Consider the following 17567-nt stretch of genomic DNA (forward strand, 5'->3'; position numbering starts at 1 on the left):
AACGTGCTCACGGCCCATGACTTCATCTACCCCGTGTTCGTGCACGAAGGCACAAACCAGCGCGAGGCCGTGCCCTCCATGCCCGGCGTGGACCGCCTGAGCCTGGACCTGCTGCTGCCCGTGGCCGAGCAGTGCGTGCAGCTGGAGATCCCGTTCCTGGCGCTGTTCCCCGCCATCGAGACCTCGCTGAAGACGCCCGACGGCAAGGAGGCACTCAACCCCGACGGCCTGATCCCGCGCGTGGTGCGTGCGCTCAAGAAGGAATTCCCGCAACTGGGCGTGATGACCGACGTGGCCCTGGACCCCTACACCAGCCACGGCCAGGACGGCATCCTGGATGAGTCCGGCTACATCATCAACGACGAGACCGTGCAGGTCCTGGTGGGCCAGGCCCTGAACCATGCCGAGGCCGGCGTGGACATGGTGGCGCCCAGCGACATGATGGACGGCCGCATCGGCGCCATCCGCGAGGCGCTGGAGGCCCACGGCCACATCCACACCCGCATCATGGCCTACAGCGCCAAGTACGCCAGCGCCTTCTACGGCCCGTTCCGCGACGCCGTGGGCACGCGCGGCGCGCTGGGCAAGGCCGACAAGAACGTCTACCAGATGGACCCCGCCAACACCGACGAGGCCCTGCGCGAAGTCGCCCAGGACCTGGCCGAAGGCGCCGACATGGTCATGGTCAAGCCCGGCATGCCGTACCTGGACGTGGTGCGCCGCGTCAAGGACGAGTTCGGCGTGCCCACCTTCGCCTACCAGGTCAGCGGCGAGTACGCCATGCTCAAGGCCGCCGCCGCCAACGGCTGGCTGGACCATGACCAGGTGATGATGGAATCGCTGCTGGCCTTCAAGCGCGCGGGTGCCGACGGCATCCTGACCTACTTCGCCATCGACGCCGCGCGCAAGCTGCGCGGCTGAGCGCATGCAGCCGGTGCCGCCGCCCGCGGGAGCCGCTCCCGCCGCCAGGAACATGCGCATCTTCCACCTGCAGCCGGGCGGCGCCACCGAACTGGCCGCCCTGCCCGACCAGGCGCCCGCGCAGGGATTCGTCTGGATCTCCTGCACCCGCGCCACCTTGCAGGAGCGGCTGGCCGAGGTGCAGCGCACGCTGCAGCTGCTGTCGGGCCAGCAGCTGGTGGACCTGCATGTCTCGGACCTGCTCAACGCCCAGCTGCCCTCGCGCTACGACTACACCTCGCAGTACGACCTGCTGGTCTTTCGCCGCCTGGCCAGCGGGCAGGCACGTGCCGCCCCACAGGCCGGCACGGCCTCTTCGCCTGCGGCGCAGGCGCTGCCCCCCTCACCTCCCGTGCGCCGCACAGGTCCGCCCGTGCTGCGCAACATCGACACCAGCCCCGTGGGCTTTGCCATGTTCGACCAGGTGCTGCTGTCCGTGCACCCCGACGACTGCACCGTGCGCGATGCCTATGCCGCGCGGCTGCTGGCCGCCGTGCCCAATGACCCCCGCGAGGGGCGGCTGAACCCCACCTCCGGCACGCGGCTGCCTGCCAGCCCGCCCGACCTCATGCTGCGCGTGGTCAACCTCATCGTGGACGGCTTCCTGGACCTGCGCCGCGAACTGTCGCGCCAGCTGGACCACTGGCAGACCGAGCTGCTGCGCCCGCGCACGCGCTTTGCCAACTGGAGCGCGCTATTGGACGCACGGCTGGCCCTGCACGAGCTGGACGAGGTCTGCGAAGACCAGCGCGCCGCCGTGCAGGACTGGACGGACGCGCTGGAGACCTGGGCGCCGCCTGAAGATGCGGCGGCGCTGCGCGAGCTGGACCTGCTCAAGGTGCGCAGCCGCGACGTACTGGAACACATAGAGCGCGTGGTCCACCACGTGCGGCGGCTGGAGCAAAGCACCGAGACCGTGGTGCAGATGCATTTTTCGGTGCAGAGCAACCGCACCAACGACATCATGCGCACGCTCACCGCGCTGACGGCCGTCTTCCTGCCGCTGAACCTGATTGCCGGCATCTTCGGCATGAATTTCGAATTCATCCCCCTGGTGCACAAGCAGGACGGCTTCTGGTGGGCCATGGGCTCGATGACGACGATTGCCGTGGGCCTGACCGTGTTCTTCTGGCGCAAGCGCTACATGGCGCGCACGGCGCAGGACTAGGGCCCCGCCCGCTCCAGCGGCATCCACAGCGTGAAGCGATTGCCGCCGGCCAGCGGCGCCCAGTCCAGCCGCGCCTGCAGCGCCAGCGCGCGCGTGCGCATGTTCGCCAGTCCCTTGCGGCCCTCGGTGGGTGCCTGGGCGCGGTCGAAGGGGTGGCCGTCGTCCTCCACCAGCACCTGCACGCCGGCCCGGCCGTCCAGCGGGGCCTGGGCCGTGCGCACCGTGATCTCGCGCGCGCCGCTGTGCTTGATGATGTTGGTCAGCACCTCCTGCAGGATGCGCAGCACATGCAGGGCGGCCTGCGCGTCCAGCCAGGGCAGCGCGGGCAGGTCGCTCACCTCCCAGTGCAGCCGCAGCCCCGCCCCCTCCAGGCGCGGCCCCAGCCGATAGCGCAGCCCGGCCAGCAGCGCCAGCAGGTCGCAGTCCAGCGGCTCCAGCGAATCGATGGACAGCTTCAGGTCATCGATGCACTCCTGCAGCAGCTGCACCAGGTCCACCGTGCCGGCCTGGTTGAACTCCACCACGCGCAGCGCGCTCATCAGCGAGGAGCCCACGCCGTCGTGCATCTCGCGCATCAGGCGCTGGCGTTCCTGCATCAGCGTCTGCTCGCGCTCCACGGCCAGCAGGCGTTCATGGGCCTGGGCCAGCTCCGCCTCCTGGGCCTTGAGCCGTTCCGCCAGATGCAGGTTGGCGTTCTCGGCCACGGCCAGCGCGCCGTTGTAGCGCCGGTAGGCCACCAGCAGGAACAGCGTGAACAGCCCCAGGTACACATAGGGCGTGAGGTAGATGCTCTCTATGCTGATCAGGTAGCTCTGCAGCGCCAGATCATGGAAGCCGATGGGAAACGACAGCAGCATCCACACCGCCAGCATGGTGCTGCCGCCATCGCGCATGCGCCAGGCGCCCGCCACGGCCATGCACAGCACCAGGATCTCCGGCGGCACCATCAGCAGCCGCAGCAGCGGCAGGATGGTCTCGTGCGCCGGCCCCCACAGCGGCACCGCCACCAGCAGCACCGTGCCCACATAGCCCTGCAGCACTCGGGCCAGCCATGGCCGGCGCCTGCGCTGCATCAGGCACAGGAAATGGAAGGCCGCCACCGTGGCGCCCATGAGGCCGGCCAGCGTCAGCCAGGAGAACCAGCCGTCCGACAGGGCCAGCCCCTCGCCGTCCACCATGAACTGCAGCGAGCCCAGCAACTGGCACAGCGACATCAGGAAGAACAGCAGGAACACCACATCCCCGCGCCGCCGCTGCAGCGTCCACAGCGCCAGCGCGAACAGGCCCAGCACCAGGTAGGAGCCCGCCGTGTAGACCACCAGATCGGCCTGGAGCAGGCTGCGCAGCCGCCAGGACAGGCGCAGCGACTCGGCCGGCCCCGCCCACAGGCTGGACAGCGCCCCGCCCACGCCCTGCTGGCTGGCCATGCGCACATGCACCTGCAGCGGCCTGCCCGGCTGCGCCAGCCCGCCCAGGTCCAGCCACACCGGCCGGTTGAAACTGTTCCACACCCGGCTGCCGCGCGTCTGCCAGGCCAGCGCCCCGTCCACATACACCGCCACCGTGCCCACCGTCTGCCAGCGCGGGATGTACAGGCGCGCGCCCTGGGGCGTGGGCGCCAGGGCTTCAGGCGGCACCACGGCGCGGAACCAGCGCACCTCGGGCGGCGCCGCGGCCAGGTCGCCGCTGCCCGACACGGCCCTGTCGCCCCCATAGGGCAGGTCCACATCGCTCCACGGCGTCGATGCATCCAGCACCTCGTCGTCGGCCGACGCAAGCGCCGCAGGCGGCGCCCAGTGCGGGCTGTACGACCGCCACAGCTGCGCCTGGCGCAGTTGCACCGCTTCGCCTGCGGCGGGGCCACGCAGCCCGAACGCCCCCGCCAGCAGCATCGCCAGCGCCACCAGCCCCGCCGAAACCAGCAAGACCCTCCCCTGCAGCAGCGGCTGCGTCATCGGCCCACCCTGGCGGCGCTCATTGCCGCCCCTCGGCCAGCCAGCCGCGCTGCAAGGCCACATGCATCATCTGCGTGCGGCTGGACACCTGCAGCTTGCCGTAGATGCGCCGCACGAAGGTGCGCACCGTATGGCGCGACACGCCCAGCTGGCGCGCCACCTCGTCCAGCGTATGGCCACGCGCCACCAGGCGCAGCACCTCCAGCTCGCGCGCAGACAGCGCCTGCGCGGCGGCCTGGGGCTCGGCAGGCGGCTGCAGCCCGGCCACCGCCCCGGCCCGCTGCTGGCGCAGCAGCAGCTTGCGCGCCACCATGGGATTGATGGGGCTGCCGCCCGCGTGCAGGCTGCGCACTTCCTCCAGCACCGCGTCGGCGGCCAGGTCCTTGAGCAGATAGCCCATGGCGCCGGCCTCGATGGCGGCCAGCACATGCTGCTCGTCGCCAAAGATGGTGCTGACCATCACCGCCGCCCCGGGATGGCGGGTGCGTACGGCAGCAATCACCTCCAGGCCGCTGCCGTCGGGCAGGCCCAGGTCCACCAGCATCACGTCCATGGCACCGGCCCCATCGGCCCGGCCGAGCTGGTGCAGGGCCTCCGCGCGGCTGGCTGCCGCCCAGCACAGGACCATGTCCTTCGCGGCATTGATCACGCCCACCAGGGCGTGGCGGCAGGCGGCGTCGTCCTCCACCACGGCCACGCGGATGACTGTGGCGCCACCCGTCGCGGCGGCAGAGTAAGGGTCTGTGTGCGTGTCCATGGAGGTGGAGTGCATGGCGAGGGCCGCATGTTCACATGGAACAAGACCGCTGTCATGTCGCCCGGATAGGCGACATGGGCGACATGAGCGGCATGGCGCCCCGCCCCCTCTCATCGGCCATGTAGCCCGAACGGGGGACATACAGAAAGCCGGACACCCCATAGATTTGCCCTCTTCAGCACATCACCGAGATGCTGTGCCTACCGAGGGGGTCCGCCATGTCCATCATCCATCCGTCTGCTGCAGCCGACGTACCACCCATACCCACGCCGAGCCCCTGGGGCCGGACATTGCCGGGCCTGGCGGGCGGGTTGGCACTGGCCCTTGCCGGCGCCGCGGCCCAGGCCGCCACACTCACCGTCACCACCGCCGGCGAGATTGCAGACACCGAGCCGCTGTCTCGTGCGCAATGCTCGCCTGCCGCAGGCGACCGCAACTGCAACACCCTGCGCGACGCCATCAACCATGCCGCCGATGGCGACACCATCGTCTTCGGCGCGGCCCTGGATGGGCAGACCATCTCGCTGACCCGCTTTACCAACTGCCTGGACACCGGGCAGGCCGCCGGCGCCACCTGCCTGCCGCTGGCCAGCTGGCCCGGCTACGTCTCGCAGTTCGGCCCCAGCGCCTTCTTCATCAGCGGCAAGCGCATCACCATCGATGCCACCGCCAATGGCCTGACGCCCCAGGGCGTGAGCGTGCAGCGCCTCGGTACCGCACCCGGTTTCCGGCTGTTCGACATCGATGCACAGGGTGGCCTGGTCCTGCGCGGCCTGACCCTGGCCGGGGGGCAGGCCACAGGCGGCTCCAGCCGCTTTGGCGGCGGCGCGCTGGGTGCGGGCGGTGCCATCTTCAATCGGGGCCAACTCACCATCGAACGCAGCACGCTCACGCGCAATCACGCACAAGGGGGGCAAGGAGGCAGGCTTTCCTTGAACTCCTTTGCAGGTGCCGGCGTGGGCGAGGATGCGACTTTTTCCCCGGGGGGAGGGCCGAACGCTGGCGGCCCGGACGATGGCGGCCTGGGCGGTGGCAGTGGCAGCGCCAGCGGCAAGAACGGCGGCTTCGGTGGTGGCGGCGGCGGCTCCGGCGGTGGCGGATTTGGCGGTGGTGGTGGCCGTCGTGGCAGCGGTGGCGGCTTCGGCGCCGGCAACGGTGGGGGCGGCGCCTTCGACGCTGGCGGTGGCGCAGGCGGCATGGGAGGGGCCATTTTCAACAACGCAGGCACCTTGACGCTGAACCAGGTCACCCTGGCTGGCAACGGTGCACACGGCGGGCTGGGCAACAGCAGCGGCGGCGGCGCCGGCCTGGGTGGCGCCGTTTTCAACTACAACGGCGTGCTCACCATCCGTTTCTCCACCCTGGCCGGCAATACCGTGCAGGCCAATGGCGACGACAACCCTGCCGCGCAAGGCGGCGCCATCTACAGCCTGGGCGAGTCCCAGGCCGCCTGCAGTGCGGGTGGCAACACCAGTTGCACCCGCAGCGGTGCCTCGCTGGAGATGCAGGCCAGCATTGCCCAGGGCAGCGTGTTCGAACCGGCCACCAAACAGCCCGCTGGCAGGGACGTGGTGCTGGACCTGCGCAATGGCGGCACCAGCGATGCCAGCGGCAGCGACAACCTGCTGGGCCTGGCGCAGGCCCTGAACAATGCCGACATCAGCGCCCTGGCCTTCACCACAGGCAACCCGCAGCTCGGCCCCCTGGCCAACCACGGCGGCCCCACCCAGACCATGTTGAACAGCACCGGCAGCCCGGCACTGGACGGGGTGGCCTGCACGGCCGCACCCGGCACGGACCAGCGCGGCGTGGCCCGGCCCCAGGGTGCGCGGTGCGACATCGGTGCCGTGGAGGCGAACGTCTTCCAGGCAGCATTGACCGTTCTGGCCAGCGGCGCGGGCGGCGTATCGGCGCAGCCCTCCCCGCCTGCGGCCACGGGTGCCGTACAGGACTGCGGCCGCCCAGGCGGCCTGTGCCAGGCCGGCTATGGCTACTTCGAAGGCGCGCCCACCCTGGTGACCCTGGCCGCCACCCCCGACCCTGGCCATGCCTTTTCCACCTGGGGTGATGCCTGCAGCGGCAGCACGTCCACCTGCAGCGTCACCATCGACGCCGCCAGGAGCGCACAGGCCAGCTTCACGGCCTTCAGCCTCACGGCAAGCCTGCCCTCCGGCACCTACGGCACGGCCTACAGCCAACCGCTGGCGCCCGTGCCCGGCGGCGGCGTGGGGCCGTTCAGCTACAGCGTGAGCGGTTTGCCCGCTGGCTTCAGCCAGGCCGCCGGCACGCTCTCGGCTCCAGCCACGCAGGCGGCAGGCAGCTACAGCTTCACGCTGACTGCCACCGATGCCAACGGCGCCACCACCGAACCCGCAGCCGTGACCGTGGTGATCGGCCCGGCAGCCACCAGCGCCCACCTGTCGGCCTCCCCCGCTGCGCCAGGCCCTGGCCAGAGCGTGACTTTCAGCGCCCAGGTCACGCTGCCTGCCGGCGCCAGCGGCACCGTGGATTTCTTGAACGGAACGCAGGTGCTGTGCGCCAGCGTTCCGGTGACCGGCGGGCAGGCCAGCTGCAGCGTGCCCCGGCTGCCACCGGGCACGGCCACGGTGCAGGCGCGCTATGTGCCCGGTGATGGCAATACCTCCGGCTCGGACAGCAACACCGTGACCGTCACGGCGGCCCCCGCACCATCTGCGGCGCCCGTTCCCGGGCTGGGCGCCGGGGGGCTGGCGCTGCTGGGCCTGCTGACCGCAGCGGGCGCGGCGTTGTCGCGCAGGATGGGCACTTCACGGAAAATCGGCGCTGGCACATCGCCACGCACCCCCAGGAGTTCCCCATGACCGCATCCGCAAGCCGGAGCCCGCTTTCACGCCGCAGCCTGCTGGCCGCCAGCGCAGCCACCAGCCTGGCCCTGTGTGAAAGCGCCCTGGCCGCCCCCGCCGCCCCCGGAAAAAGCACCGAAGCCGCCGTGCTCACCATCAGCGGCCCCGGCGTGCGCGGCAACCGGGGGCCGCTGGACCCGGTGGCCGACCTGCTGCTGAAAAACCATGGCCTGGCCTTCGACTCGGCCTGGACCACAGGGGCCCATGCGCTGGAGCGCCTGCCCACGGTGGAGATCACGCCCCATATCGAATACGACGGCCAGCCCCACCGGCTGCGCGGCCCCCTGCTGGCCACCGTGCTGCAGGCGGCCGGAGTGGACAGCGCCGCCGCAGCGGCCAAGGGCCAGTGGATCACCCTGCAGGCCATCGACGGCTACCGCGCCCAGCTGCCGCTGGCGCAGGCCCTGCAATGGCGCATGCTGCTGGCCACGCACATGGACGGCCGGCGCCTGGGCCTGGGCGGCCTGGGCCCGCAATGGGCCATGTACGACGCCGACCGCATTGCGGAGCTGGCAGGCAAGCCGCTCAAGGAACGTTTTGCGCAGGCGCCCTGGGGGCTGTACCACATGGGGCTGCACGCGCAGCAGCCGCAGGGCTGAACCTGGCTTCAGAGCGCGGCAGGGCGCGCATTTGGAGTACCATTTCGCGATCCCCTCGGGGGATGCGGGCTTGGCGGCCCGAAACAACGTAGGCGCAGCAGCCGCACGCCTTTTTCACGAGGCAGCGGCTTTTTTCATCTTCCCGGTGCTGCGCCGGGCACGGTTCCGTTTTGGCGGGGCTGTGCGGGACCTCCGCAAGGGGGTGCCGGTCCTACGTCCGGTCCGCCAACCTGCACAGTCCTGCCACCTCTCTTGGCGGAGTGGCGGCAGGCTCTTTATGTCACGTAGGAGCTGCCATGGCTGACATCACTCCATCCGGCGAATCAGTTGCCACCCCTCCCTCTTCCACCCTAGGCCCGCCCGGGGAAGAGACCGGCCTGTACTACCCCATTTCCGAATACGAGGTCTATCGCATCAAGGACTGCATGCACCAGATGGGCCTGGTGATCGACCTGTGCTGCATGGCCGGCCCCGACCAACAACTGAACGACCTGGGCGGGCTGATGAGCTTCCTGACCGCGCAGCAGCGCGCGCTGCGGGGCACGCTGCAGACCGTGCAGGCGCGCAAGGCGACGCCGGGGCCGGCCTGTGATCCTGACCCCGGGGACTGATCAGGCCAGTTGCGGACACTCGCGCAGCACCGATCAGCACAGCTTGTCGCCGAGGTAATCGGGAAGGCGATGCCCGTTCATATCGGCTGCGCCTCCGCAAGCACCTGGGCCCGGAACTTCAGCGGCAGGTCTCCGGGCGTCAGCAGATCAACGCGAAGGCCGAGCAGCGATTCCAGCTCGTCCTGCAGGCCGCCCAGGTCGAACAGCGTCGCGCCCGGCAATGCATCGACCAGCAGGTCGAGGTCGCTGCCGTCCCGGTCGGTGCCATGCAGCACGGAGCCGAAGACGCGCGGGTTCGCAGTGCGGAAACGGCTGGCCATTTCACGCACTGCGCTGCGATTCATGTCGAGCACCACGGACGGTCGCATGGACATCCTTTCCTGTTGAGACTTCTGGAAAGCCTATTGCATCAGGCACCGGGTTTCAAGCAGCACTCCCGGAAATCCCGATGCCTGGATTTTCCATGCCGGGCCACGCCCGGCACGGCAGATCAGGCAAGGTGCTGGTCGAAGAAGGCCAGCGTGCGATCGCGCGCCTGCAGGGCGCTGGCCTCGTCGTAGGCGCTGCGCTGGTCGCAGTTGAAGCCGTGGTCTGCGTCGTACAGGTGCACCTGCACATGCTTTTGCGCCTGGGCGAAGGCCTGCACGGCGTCCACGGGAATGTGCGTATCGCGCCGGCCGAAGTGGGCAATCACGGGGCACAGCGGCTCGCGGCCCATCTCCAGCGGCGTGGTCATGCCGCCGCCGTAGTAGCAGGCCGCAGCCGACAGGCTGGGCAGGTTGCAGGCCGCGCGCCAGGCCCACAGGCCGCCCCAGCAAAAGCCCACGATGCCCACCTTGCCGCCGGGCACCAGCGTGGCGGCATGGGCGATGGCGGCCTCGATCTCGGGCAGCACACCGGGCTGGGGCAGCGCCTCGGCGGCGGATTTCAGCGCCATGCCCTTGGCACGGTCGGCGTCGCCATAGCCCAGGTCCACACCGGCCTCGACACGCGTGAACAGCGACGGCGCCACGGCCACATAGCCGCGGGCTGCCAGGCGGTCGGCCACGGCGCGGATATGGGCGTTGACGCCGAAGATCTCCTGCAGCACCACGACGGCACCGCGCGCGGGCACATCGGGCCGCGCCACCCAGGCCGGCGAAGCCGTGCCATCCAACGAAGTCAACTGCACAAAACTGCCCATGTCCGCGTTCCTTTCTGTCTGAGAACCTGTTGTGATTTCCCGGTGGGCGGACGCGCCCCGCAATGCTGTAATGGCGGCGGGCCGGCCCGTGCGGCAATTCTTTCACAGGAGACATTCGATGGAACGAAAAGTCGTGCGTACCGGCAAGCTCCGGGCACAGGTGGGCGGCGGCAACCTACAGGGAATGCGATGGACCTCAAACCGCTGATCACGCTGGTGGCCATCATCAACCCGCTGGCCATCGTCCCCTTCTTCATCCACTACACCGAGGGATTCAGCGCCCAGCAGCGCCAGCAGACCATTCGCACGGCGGCGCTGGCCTCGTTCTGCGTGATCGCGGCCTGCGCCATCATCGGGCTGCAGGTGCTGGACTTCTTCAACATCTCGCTGCAGAGCTTTCAGGTGGGCGGTGGCCTGCTGCTGCTGATCAGCGCGATGAACATGCTCAACGCCCGCCCGGCCGAGGAACGGCCCAACGCGCCCACGCTGGTCGCTGGCGCGGAAAAGGCCGCCATGGGCAACAGCATTGCCGTGGTGCCGCTGACGATTCCGCTGCTGACGGGGCCGGCCTCCATGTCCACCGTGGTGATCTACGCCGACCAGGCACGCACCATCTGGCAGCACCTGGCCCTGGTGGGCTATGGCGTGGTGGTGGCGCTGGTGGTGATGGTCTGTTTTTCGCTGGCGGACCCGATCGCCCGCGTGCTGGGCAAGACCGGCATCAACGTGATGACGCGGCTCATGGGCCTGATCCTCGCGGCCCTGGCCGTGGAGGTGATGGCGGGCGGGCTGGTGAAGATCTTCCCCATCCTGGCCTCGCCCGCGATCGTGCCCTGAGCGGGCTGGCTGACTGGTGGCCTTACTGCCGGTTCAGATCGGTTCAGGCCGGATCAGGCCGGCACGGTCCGCGCGCGGTCGGCGCTGCCGTCGCAGGCACCGCCGCAGCCCGTGATGGGCTGCTCGGGCAAGGCCTCAGGGTGCGCCAGGGAGCCCGTGGCGGGATCGAAGCCCGCACTGCGCAGATGCAGGGCCAGCGCCGCATCCATGGTCTGCGCATGGTGCACGAACCAGGCCGCCAGCTCGCCCGCCATGCTGCGGATCACGGCCAGATCACCGGCCGCCGCCTTGCTCGCCCCCTCGCGCATCACCTGCAGCACCACCTTGTGCTGCAGGCTGTGGCAGTTGGTGCTGGTGAACCGCGTGGACTGCATCCAGCGGTCTTCCTGGTCGAAATGCACCTGCGTATGCGCGATCAGCTCATCCCAGCGCGCGCACAGCTGCGCATCATCGGCCGCCTCCACCTCGGCCAGCAGCAGGACGAACTCCTGATGCACCTCGTCCATGGCCGGCAACTCCAATGCCAGCGCTCCGCTCCATTCCAGCACGGCCATATGCTTCTCCTGCCTTCATCGTGAAAGCCTGCAGCTTAGGAACAGCACCGCCCAACCCGTTTGACCCACATCAGCCAACCCGAAAACAGCAAAGCCCCGCGAACGGGGCTTGGTCAAGGCGGATAAAACTGGCGCGGCCAAAAGGCCAGGGGCACCGAGCAAGAGCCGCCTCGCGGCGAAGGTGCCGTCCCCCTCCCTCGCGAAGCGAGTAGAGAGGGGGAAGCGGCGTCAGCCGCTCAGGGGGAGCTTACTGTCCAAACTTCCGCTTGGCATCAGCCACGCAGGTGTCCTTGGCAGCGCCGCTCATGGTGTCGCAACGGGCCTTGGCAGCCTTGTAGTCGGCTTCGCGGGTTTCCTCGGCAGCGTCCTTGCGGGTTTCTGCCACGTTGGCAGCCTTGGCTGCGGAGTTGGAAGCGGGCTCGGCCTGGGCCTTGTTCACCTTGGCGGCTTCCACGGCGTGCACGTGGGCGGCCTTGGCATCCTTCACGCAGACATCCTTGGCGTCGCCCTTGAGGTCGTCACACTTTTCCTTGGCGATGTCGTAGTCCGCATCGGCCTTGGCCTTGAGTGCCTTTTCGCTGTTCTTGGGCGAAGGATTGCGGCGCGATTCCAGTTCGGCCTTGGCCACGTTTTCCTGGCCCTTGGCCTGCTTCTCGCAGACGTCCTTGGCGTTGTCCTTGAGCGGCTTGCACTGTTCCTTGGCAGCCTTGTAATCGGCCTCGATCTGGTTCTTGGCGGCCGTGTGCTCCGCATTGGTCATGGCCATGGCGCCGGAGGCCATCAGGCCCAGGGCGACAGCGGAAAGCATGTGGCGAAAGCGTTGCGGTGTTTGCATGATGGAACTCCTTGTATTTGTACTGAAGCGGCCCTTGTTGCCTGCGGCGGCGGGCCATTGGTGCGTGCCTCAGGCACGCTGGCTGTCGAGGAGCGGATGGCGGCGCCGGCCAGGGCGTCCAGCCCATCCGCAGTCCACCCTCATCAGTCTTCGAAGCGGAAGTCGGGGTTGCGCTTTTGCCAGTCGGTCAGCTGCTTTTCGGCAGCGTCGCGGGCCAGGCCCTGGCGCTCCTGCAGCTTGCCCAGGAATTGCTCGCGCTTGCCGGCGATCACATCCAGATCGTCATCGGTGAGCTTGCCCCATTGCTCACGGATCTTGCCGGTGAATTGCTTCCAGTTGCCCTTGATGCGGTCTTCATTCATGGCTTGGTCCTTTCAGTGATGTTGAAGTAGCGCTGTGCAATCAGGCCTTGTTTTTTCAAAGCCGCGATCTGCATCAGCGACGGTTCCACTGTAAAAAACCTGGGGGCTGCGCGTCGTAGTCTGGACCTAGTGTTGACGGTCGTCCCAGGGGCAGCCGAGACGGTGGGATCGGGACTACAGCCCCTGACGGACGCGCGGGAAGCGCTGGGTCAGGCGCGGCCCGCCCCTGCCCTGAGTACCCAGCCTTTTCCCCGTATGTCCGCCCCTGCGCCGTGGCGGTTGCAATGCAGCCGGAGAGTGGGCCGTTCGATGAAGCATTGCCGAGCAAAGATGCTTAAGGCCCCATCGCAAAGCATCGTCGCTAAGATTCATTCAACAGGAGCCTGCCATGCCTACCAAAGAACGTGCCGACATCAACACCGAAGTGCTCAGCCTGAAACAGGCCAGCATGTCGCGTGCACTGATGGCTGCCCGCAAGGCAGTGAACACCGGCCTGCTCCGCTCGCGTAGCAGCTCCAGCAAGGTGGCCTACACAAGGGAGTTGAGGGTCAAATCCTCCTGATTCAGGCGTAACTCAGGCGTAAGGCCTTCGCCCTGCCAAAGCCCAGCTCTGCTGGGCTTTTTGCTTGAAGGAGCGCGGTCAGGCTCACAAGCGCTGCAATCGCCCCGACGTGGCCTCGCCAAAGCGGCTCGAACCTGAGTCCACTCCACGAAGAAACAGCCGAACAGTGCAGTGCACCAATCGGCTGTTGTTGAGAGGGGAAGAAAGGAAAAACGGCGGGCTGGCGGCCAAAGCTACCGCTCAGTGCCCCTGCTGCCCCAGCCACGCATCGATCTGCGCAATGGCGGCATCGGCCGCCGTCGCCAGCGCCTTCGCGCCGCCTGCGGCATCGCCCGAGGCGGCAGGACTGCGCACCTCGAACAGCTTCTGACCCAGCAGGCGGTCCACGGCACCGCTTTGCTCGACCAGGGTGGCGCGCAGGCGCACGACGCCGGCACTGGAGCCGGGCGCGTCAAAGACCTGACTGAACTCTTCGATGTCCACACGCAGCAGCGTGGGCACGGCGCCCTGCAGGCGCGGCTGGGCCACGCTTTCGCTGCTGGCAAGCACGGGGCGCTGCACGCCCAGCTGGCTGCGCAGGCGCTGCTGCAGCAGCAGTGCCGGAGGCTGGCTCCAGCGCGCCAGCTGGTAGGGGCGCAGTTCCTGGCCGTTGGCATAGGCCAGGCGGTAGAACATGGCGGTGCTGCCGTCGGACAGGGCGGGAGCCTCCACATCGGCCAGCGCCAGCGGCGTGCGTGCCTGCGGGGCGGCGGATGTGGCGGCCTGCGCGGGCGCGGACAGCGGCGCCAGGCCGAAGTCATAGCGCGCGGGCTGGGCGGGGGGCTGCGGCAGGGCCGAGCAGCCGGCCAGCAGGATCAGGGCGGCGGCCAGTCCAGCGCTGGCCACGGCGGTCTTGCGAGATAGGGGCATGCGGGTTCCTTGGGTCAGGGCTGGGTGGCTGCGGACGGGGCGACGAAGCCGGGCTCGCCCGGCCCAGGGCGGGCCTGGCCCGGCCCGTAGATCACGGCCTGCGGGTTGTCGCTGAAGCGGCTGGCCGCCGTGCCCATCTGGCGCGCGGCGCGCGAGACATCATCGGCCGCGCGGTTGGCGTGCGGCACCGTGCTGCGGCCCAGGGAGTCGGCCATGCGGGTCAGTGCGCGCGTGCTCTGGGCGATCTGCTCCAGCGGCCCGTCCTGCGCGTTCACGCGGCGCACGGTCTGCTGCAGTTCGGAGGCCACGGCAGAGGCGCCGTTGCTGGCCTTCTCCAGCGACTGCAGGGTGTTGTGGGCGTCGGCGGCGAGCTGCGGCACCTGGGTGGACAGCGTGCGGTCCAGGTTCTGCGTGAGCTGCTGCACGCCTGCGGCAGCGGCTGCAATGTTCTCCAGCGCCTGGCTCACGCGCTTTTGGTTGTCGGTGTCCAGCATGTCGCTGAGGCGGCGCGAGATCTCATCGGCGCGCTCCAGCAGCACCTGCCCCTGGTCGGCCAGCATGCTCAGCGGCGACGAGCGCAGCGGCAGGCGCGGCAGGCCGCTGGGGCCGGGCGGCAGCTGGGGCTGCGGCTGGTCCGCATCATCGAGCTGCACATGGGCCAGGCCCGTGACGCCCTGGTAGCCCAGCACGGCGAACGTGGTGGGCGTGATGGGCGTGTTCACCCCGATGGCGATGCGGATCAGCACATTGCCATTGGTCTGCGGATCGAATCCGATCCGCGTGACCTTGCCCACCGCCACGCCCTTGTAGCGCACGGCAGCCTGGGCCTGCAGCCCGCTGATGCCATCCTTGGTGGACAGCTCGTACTCGTTGTACTGCCGCGTATCGCGCGTCAACCAGATCGCCAGCCCCGCCAGCAGGGCCGCCACGACCAGCACGAAAATGCCGGCCGCCATGGCATGTGATTTGTTTTCCATATCAATGGTCCATAACGTTAGCCCAGCAAACAAGGCATGGGGCCGCGGCCCCCAGTCAATCCACAACTCAGGGCGAGGCCTTGAAAACCGGCGTGCCCGAAGGCGAGGGACACCGAGCAAGGGCCGCCCCGCAGTGAGGGTGTCGTCCCCCTCCCCCGCGAAGCGGGTAGAGAGGGGGAAGGCGCGAAGCGACTCAGGGGGTGTCTCATACCGTGCTCATCGCGCGCCTGCCGCGCTCCCCCTGGAAGAAATGCTCGATGAACGGATGCTTGAACTCGGCCACCTCGCGCGGCGGGCCGCTGACCAGCACCTTCTTCTCGGCCAGCACGGCCACGCGCGAGGACAGGGCGAACAGCGTGTCCAGGTCGTGCGTGACCATGATGACGGTCAGGCCCAACTCTGCACGCAGCTCGCGCAGCAGTTCGCAGAATTCGTCGGAGCTGGTGGGGTCCAGGCCGGCCGTGGGCTCGTCCAGCAGCAGCAGGGGCGGGTCCATGATCAGCGCCCGCGCCAGCGCCACGCGCTTGATCATGCCGCCCGAAAGATCGGCCGGCATGCGCGAGGCATGCTCGGGCTTGAGGCCCACCATCTGCAGCTTGACCAGGGCCGCGTCGCGCACCAGGTCGTCGGGCAGCGTGCCCTGCTCGCGCAGCGCGAAGGCCACGTTGTCCAGCACGCTGAAGGCCGAGTACAGCGCCCCATGCTGGAACAGCATGCCCACGCGGCTGGCGGCGCCCTCGCGGCCCATTTCACTGGCCGGGCGGCCCAGCACTTCGACACGGCCCTTGGTGGGCTCCAGCAGCCCCAGCATCTGGCGCAGCAGCACGGTCTTGCCCGTGCCCGAGCCGCCGACGATGGACAGCATCTCGCCGCGCTGCACATCCAGGTCCAGGTCCTGGTGCACGGCAAAGGCGTTCTCGCCTTCGCCGAACACGCTCCACAGCCCGGCGATGCGCACGATGGGCTCGTCGGCTGCGGGCGTGGAGGAGGTTTCGGTGTCCATGGCCATCAGATTCCGACATCTTTGAAAAGGATTGCGAAGATCGCATCCACCACGATCACCATGGTGATGGCCGTCACCACCGAGGCCGTCGTGCCCTTGCCCAGGCTCTGCGTATTGGGCTCCACGCGCAGGCCCCAGTGGCAGCCGATGAGGGCAATGAGGGCGCCGAAGACCACGGATTTGCCCATGGCGATCCAGAGGTTGCCGATCTTCACGGCGGCAGGCAGCGCCTCGGCAAAGTAGGCACCCGTGACGCCCATGGTGAGGTCGGCCGCGAGCATGCCACCGGCCAGCGCGGCCAGCGTGGTCCACAGCGAGACCAGGGGCATGGCGATGGCCAGCGCCAGCGCGCGCGGCAGCACCAGGCGAAAGCCGTGCGGTATGCCCATGACCTGCATGGCATCCAATTCCTCGGTCACGCGCATGACGCCGATCTGGGCGGTGATGGCCGAGCCCGTGCGGCCCGCCACCAAAATGGCCGCCAGCAGCGGACCCAGCTCGCGGATCAGCGAGATGCCCAGGATGTTGACGATGAAGGATTCAGCCCCGAACTGGCGCAGCTGCAGCGCCATCAGGTAGGCCAGCACCACGCCGATCAGAAAGCCCACCAGGGCCGTGATGGGCAGGGCCGTGGCGCCCATGGAGTAAAGATGGCCGGAGATGTCGCGCCAGGGGCCCCGGTGCGGGGCACGCGCAAAGCGCAGCAGGTCGATCAGCAACTGGCCGATGAGCCGCGTCATCTGCGCGAAATGGCCGCAGGCGTTGATCACCAGGCAGCCCAGGCTGTCGATGCGCTCCAGCAGGTTCGGGCGCGGGGGCGGCGGCGCAGGCTCCTTGGAGAAACGGCCCACGCGTTCGAGCATGGCACGCTGCGCATCGCTGGCCGCAAGACGCGCGGGCAGGCGACGGCCCCAGTGGTTCCACAGCAGCTGCGCGCCCACGTGGTCCAGCCAGTCCAGCCCTTCGAGGTTCCAGCCCAGGTCATCGCCCTTGGCATCGGCCAGCTGTGCACGCAGCCTGCGCCATTGCGCCCGCCGGCCCAGCTCGGCCGCGCCCCAGGAGCCGGTCAGCAACGCCCACTGGCCGTCGTTGTCGCGGCGCAGGCTGCATTGGGGGGGATTGTTGAGGGCAGACAAGTGCGGAAAGTCCTTGGGGGTTGCGAAGGCGGGGCGCGCAGGCAGGGCCGGGCGGCATTGCAGCCAAGACCGCAGGATAACCGAGCGGCACGGGCCGCAGATTGCCTGGCGGCGCCGTGCGCACGACAGCTTTGCCCTACGCGTGCAATTTTTATCAAAAAACCAGCGCGACAGCCATGACTGCTGCATGCGATGCTGCAAAAAAAGGAGTCCAGCGCGCTTTCCCTCTCGACAGTGCGCATGCCGTCCGCACAATGGGCCGAAGCACCAACCCCGG

At 68.9% G+C, this 17567-nt stretch carries 18 protein-coding genes; 7 read left to right on the forward strand and 11 right to left on the reverse strand.

All coding sequences use genetic code 11. The features are described 5' to 3' along the window. Both hemB and INR38_RS24990 read left to right on the forward strand, forming a co-directional pair. On the forward strand, window positions 1-921 hold a 921-nt coding region (gene hemB, locus INR38_RS24985; RefSeq protein WP_043825525.1), incomplete at its 5' end, for a porphobilinogen synthase. A gap of 4 nt (window positions 922-925) precedes the next feature. Next, a complete protein-coding gene (locus tag INR38_RS24990) occupies window positions 926-2128 on the forward strand; it encodes a magnesium transporter CorA family protein (RefSeq protein ID WP_192368714.1) in 1203 nt (400 codons plus the stop codon). Here INR38_RS24990 and INR38_RS24995 read toward each other — a convergent pair. Further along, window positions 2125-4083, reverse strand: a complete 1959-nt coding sequence (locus INR38_RS24995; RefSeq protein WP_207444079.1) for an ATP-binding protein — start codon at window positions 4081-4083, stop codon at window positions 2125-2127. The genes INR38_RS24990 and INR38_RS24995 overlap by 4 nt on opposite strands. A 19-nt stretch (window positions 4084-4102) precedes the next feature. After that, window positions 4103-4840 carry a response regulator transcription factor gene (locus INR38_RS25000; protein ID WP_013800239.1) on the reverse strand — a complete coding sequence of 246 codons (738 nt, stop codon included), beginning with the start codon at window positions 4838-4840 and terminating at the stop codon, window positions 4103-4105. A gap of 218 nt (window positions 4841-5058) precedes the next feature. On the opposite strand from INR38_RS25000, the gene INR38_RS28930 reads away from it, so the two are divergent. The 3 genes from INR38_RS28930 (at window position 5059) to INR38_RS25015 (ending at window position 8932) form a co-directional block, all read left to right on the forward strand. After that, entirely contained in the window at window positions 5059-7680 is a 2622-nt protein-coding gene (locus tag INR38_RS28930; RefSeq protein WP_207444077.1) for a choice-of-anchor Q domain-containing protein, read from the forward strand. Continuing rightward, a complete protein-coding gene (locus tag INR38_RS25010; RefSeq protein WP_207444075.1) occupies window positions 7677-8321 on the forward strand; it encodes a molybdopterin-dependent oxidoreductase in 645 nt (214 codons plus the stop codon). Before INR38_RS28930 ends, INR38_RS25010 begins: the two co-directional genes overlap by 4 nt. Window positions 8322-8617: 296 nt before the next feature. After that, a complete protein-coding gene (locus tag INR38_RS25015) occupies window positions 8618-8932 on the forward strand; it encodes a hypothetical protein (RefSeq protein WP_207444073.1) in 315 nt (104 codons plus the stop codon). Window positions 8933-9009: 77 nt separating this feature from the next. On the opposite strand, the gene INR38_RS25020 is transcribed toward INR38_RS25015, so the two are convergent. Together INR38_RS25020 and INR38_RS25025 are read right to left on the reverse strand one after the other, a co-directional pair. Then, window positions 9010-9300, reverse strand: coding sequence for a nucleotidyltransferase (locus INR38_RS25020; RefSeq protein WP_013800234.1), 291 nt, complete (start codon window positions 9298-9300; stop codon window positions 9010-9012). A gap of 122 nt (window positions 9301-9422) precedes the next feature. Further along, complete coding sequence (locus INR38_RS25025; protein WP_013800233.1) at window positions 9423-10115, reverse strand: dienelactone hydrolase family protein; 693 nt, start codon at window positions 10113-10115, stop codon at window positions 9423-9425. A 189-nt stretch (window positions 10116-10304) separates the two neighbouring features. Here INR38_RS25025 and INR38_RS25030 point away from each other — a divergent pair, with 189 nt between their 5' ends. After that, the gene (locus tag INR38_RS25030; RefSeq protein WP_012202311.1) at window positions 10305-10952 is read left to right on the forward strand and encodes a MarC family protein; all 648 of its coding nucleotides are present in this window, start codon (window positions 10305-10307) and stop codon (window positions 10950-10952) included. Between the two features lie 53 nt (window positions 10953-11005). On the opposite strand, the gene INR38_RS25035 is transcribed toward INR38_RS25030, so the two are convergent. The 3 genes from INR38_RS25035 to INR38_RS25045 all read right to left on the reverse strand — a co-directional run bounded on the left by INR38_RS25035 (window position 11006) and on the right by INR38_RS25045 (window position 12703). After that, window positions 11006-11506: a hemerythrin domain-containing protein gene (locus INR38_RS25035; protein ID WP_013800232.1), complete on the reverse strand. Its 501-nt coding sequence runs from the start codon at window positions 11504-11506 to the stop codon at window positions 11006-11008. A 247-nt stretch (window positions 11507-11753) separates the two neighbouring features. After that, on the reverse strand, window positions 11754-12341 hold the full coding sequence (locus tag INR38_RS25040) for a hypothetical protein (protein WP_013800231.1): 588 nt from the start codon (window positions 12339-12341) through the stop codon (window positions 11754-11756). Window positions 12342-12484: 143 nt separating this feature from the next. Then, window positions 12485-12703: a CsbD family protein gene (locus INR38_RS25045; RefSeq protein ID WP_012202308.1), complete on the reverse strand. Its 219-nt coding sequence runs from the start codon at window positions 12701-12703 to the stop codon at window positions 12485-12487. 388 nt (window positions 12704-13091) lie between these two features. Here INR38_RS25045 and INR38_RS25050 point away from each other — a divergent pair, with 388 nt between their 5' ends. Further along, entirely contained in the window at window positions 13092-13265 is a 174-nt protein-coding gene (locus tag INR38_RS25050) for a hypothetical protein (RefSeq protein ID WP_207444071.1), read from the forward strand. A gap of 240 nt (window positions 13266-13505) precedes the next feature. Here INR38_RS25050 and INR38_RS25055 read toward each other — a convergent pair whose 3' ends face one another. The 4 genes from INR38_RS25055 to INR38_RS25070 all read right to left on the reverse strand — a co-directional run bounded on the left by INR38_RS25055 (window position 13506) and on the right by INR38_RS25070 (window position 17290). Further along, the gene (locus INR38_RS25055) at window positions 13506-14174 is read right to left on the reverse strand and encodes an ABC-type transport auxiliary lipoprotein family protein (protein WP_043825538.1); all 669 of its coding nucleotides are present in this window, start codon (window positions 14172-14174) and stop codon (window positions 13506-13508) included. Between the two features lie 14 nt (window positions 14175-14188). After that, entirely contained in the window at window positions 14189-15151 is a 963-nt protein-coding gene (locus INR38_RS25060) for an MlaD family protein (protein ID WP_013800229.1), read from the reverse strand. A 205-nt stretch (window positions 15152-15356) separates the two neighbouring features. Next, window positions 15357-16160: an ATP-binding cassette domain-containing protein gene (locus INR38_RS25065; protein ID WP_012202305.1), complete on the reverse strand. Its 804-nt coding sequence runs from the start codon at window positions 16158-16160 to the stop codon at window positions 15357-15359. After that, on the reverse strand, window positions 16160-17290 hold the full coding sequence (locus INR38_RS25070) for an ABC transporter permease (RefSeq protein ID WP_034397875.1): 1131 nt from the start codon (window positions 17288-17290) through the stop codon (window positions 16160-16162). The genes INR38_RS25065 and INR38_RS25070 overlap by 1 nt, the downstream gene beginning before the upstream one ends. Window positions 17291-17567 lie beyond the last annotated feature (277 nt).

Source organism: Delftia sp. SD018, assembly GCF_017355445.1.
Lineage (GTDB): Bacteria > Pseudomonadota > Gammaproteobacteria > Burkholderiales > Burkholderiaceae_C > Comamonas > Comamonas acidovorans.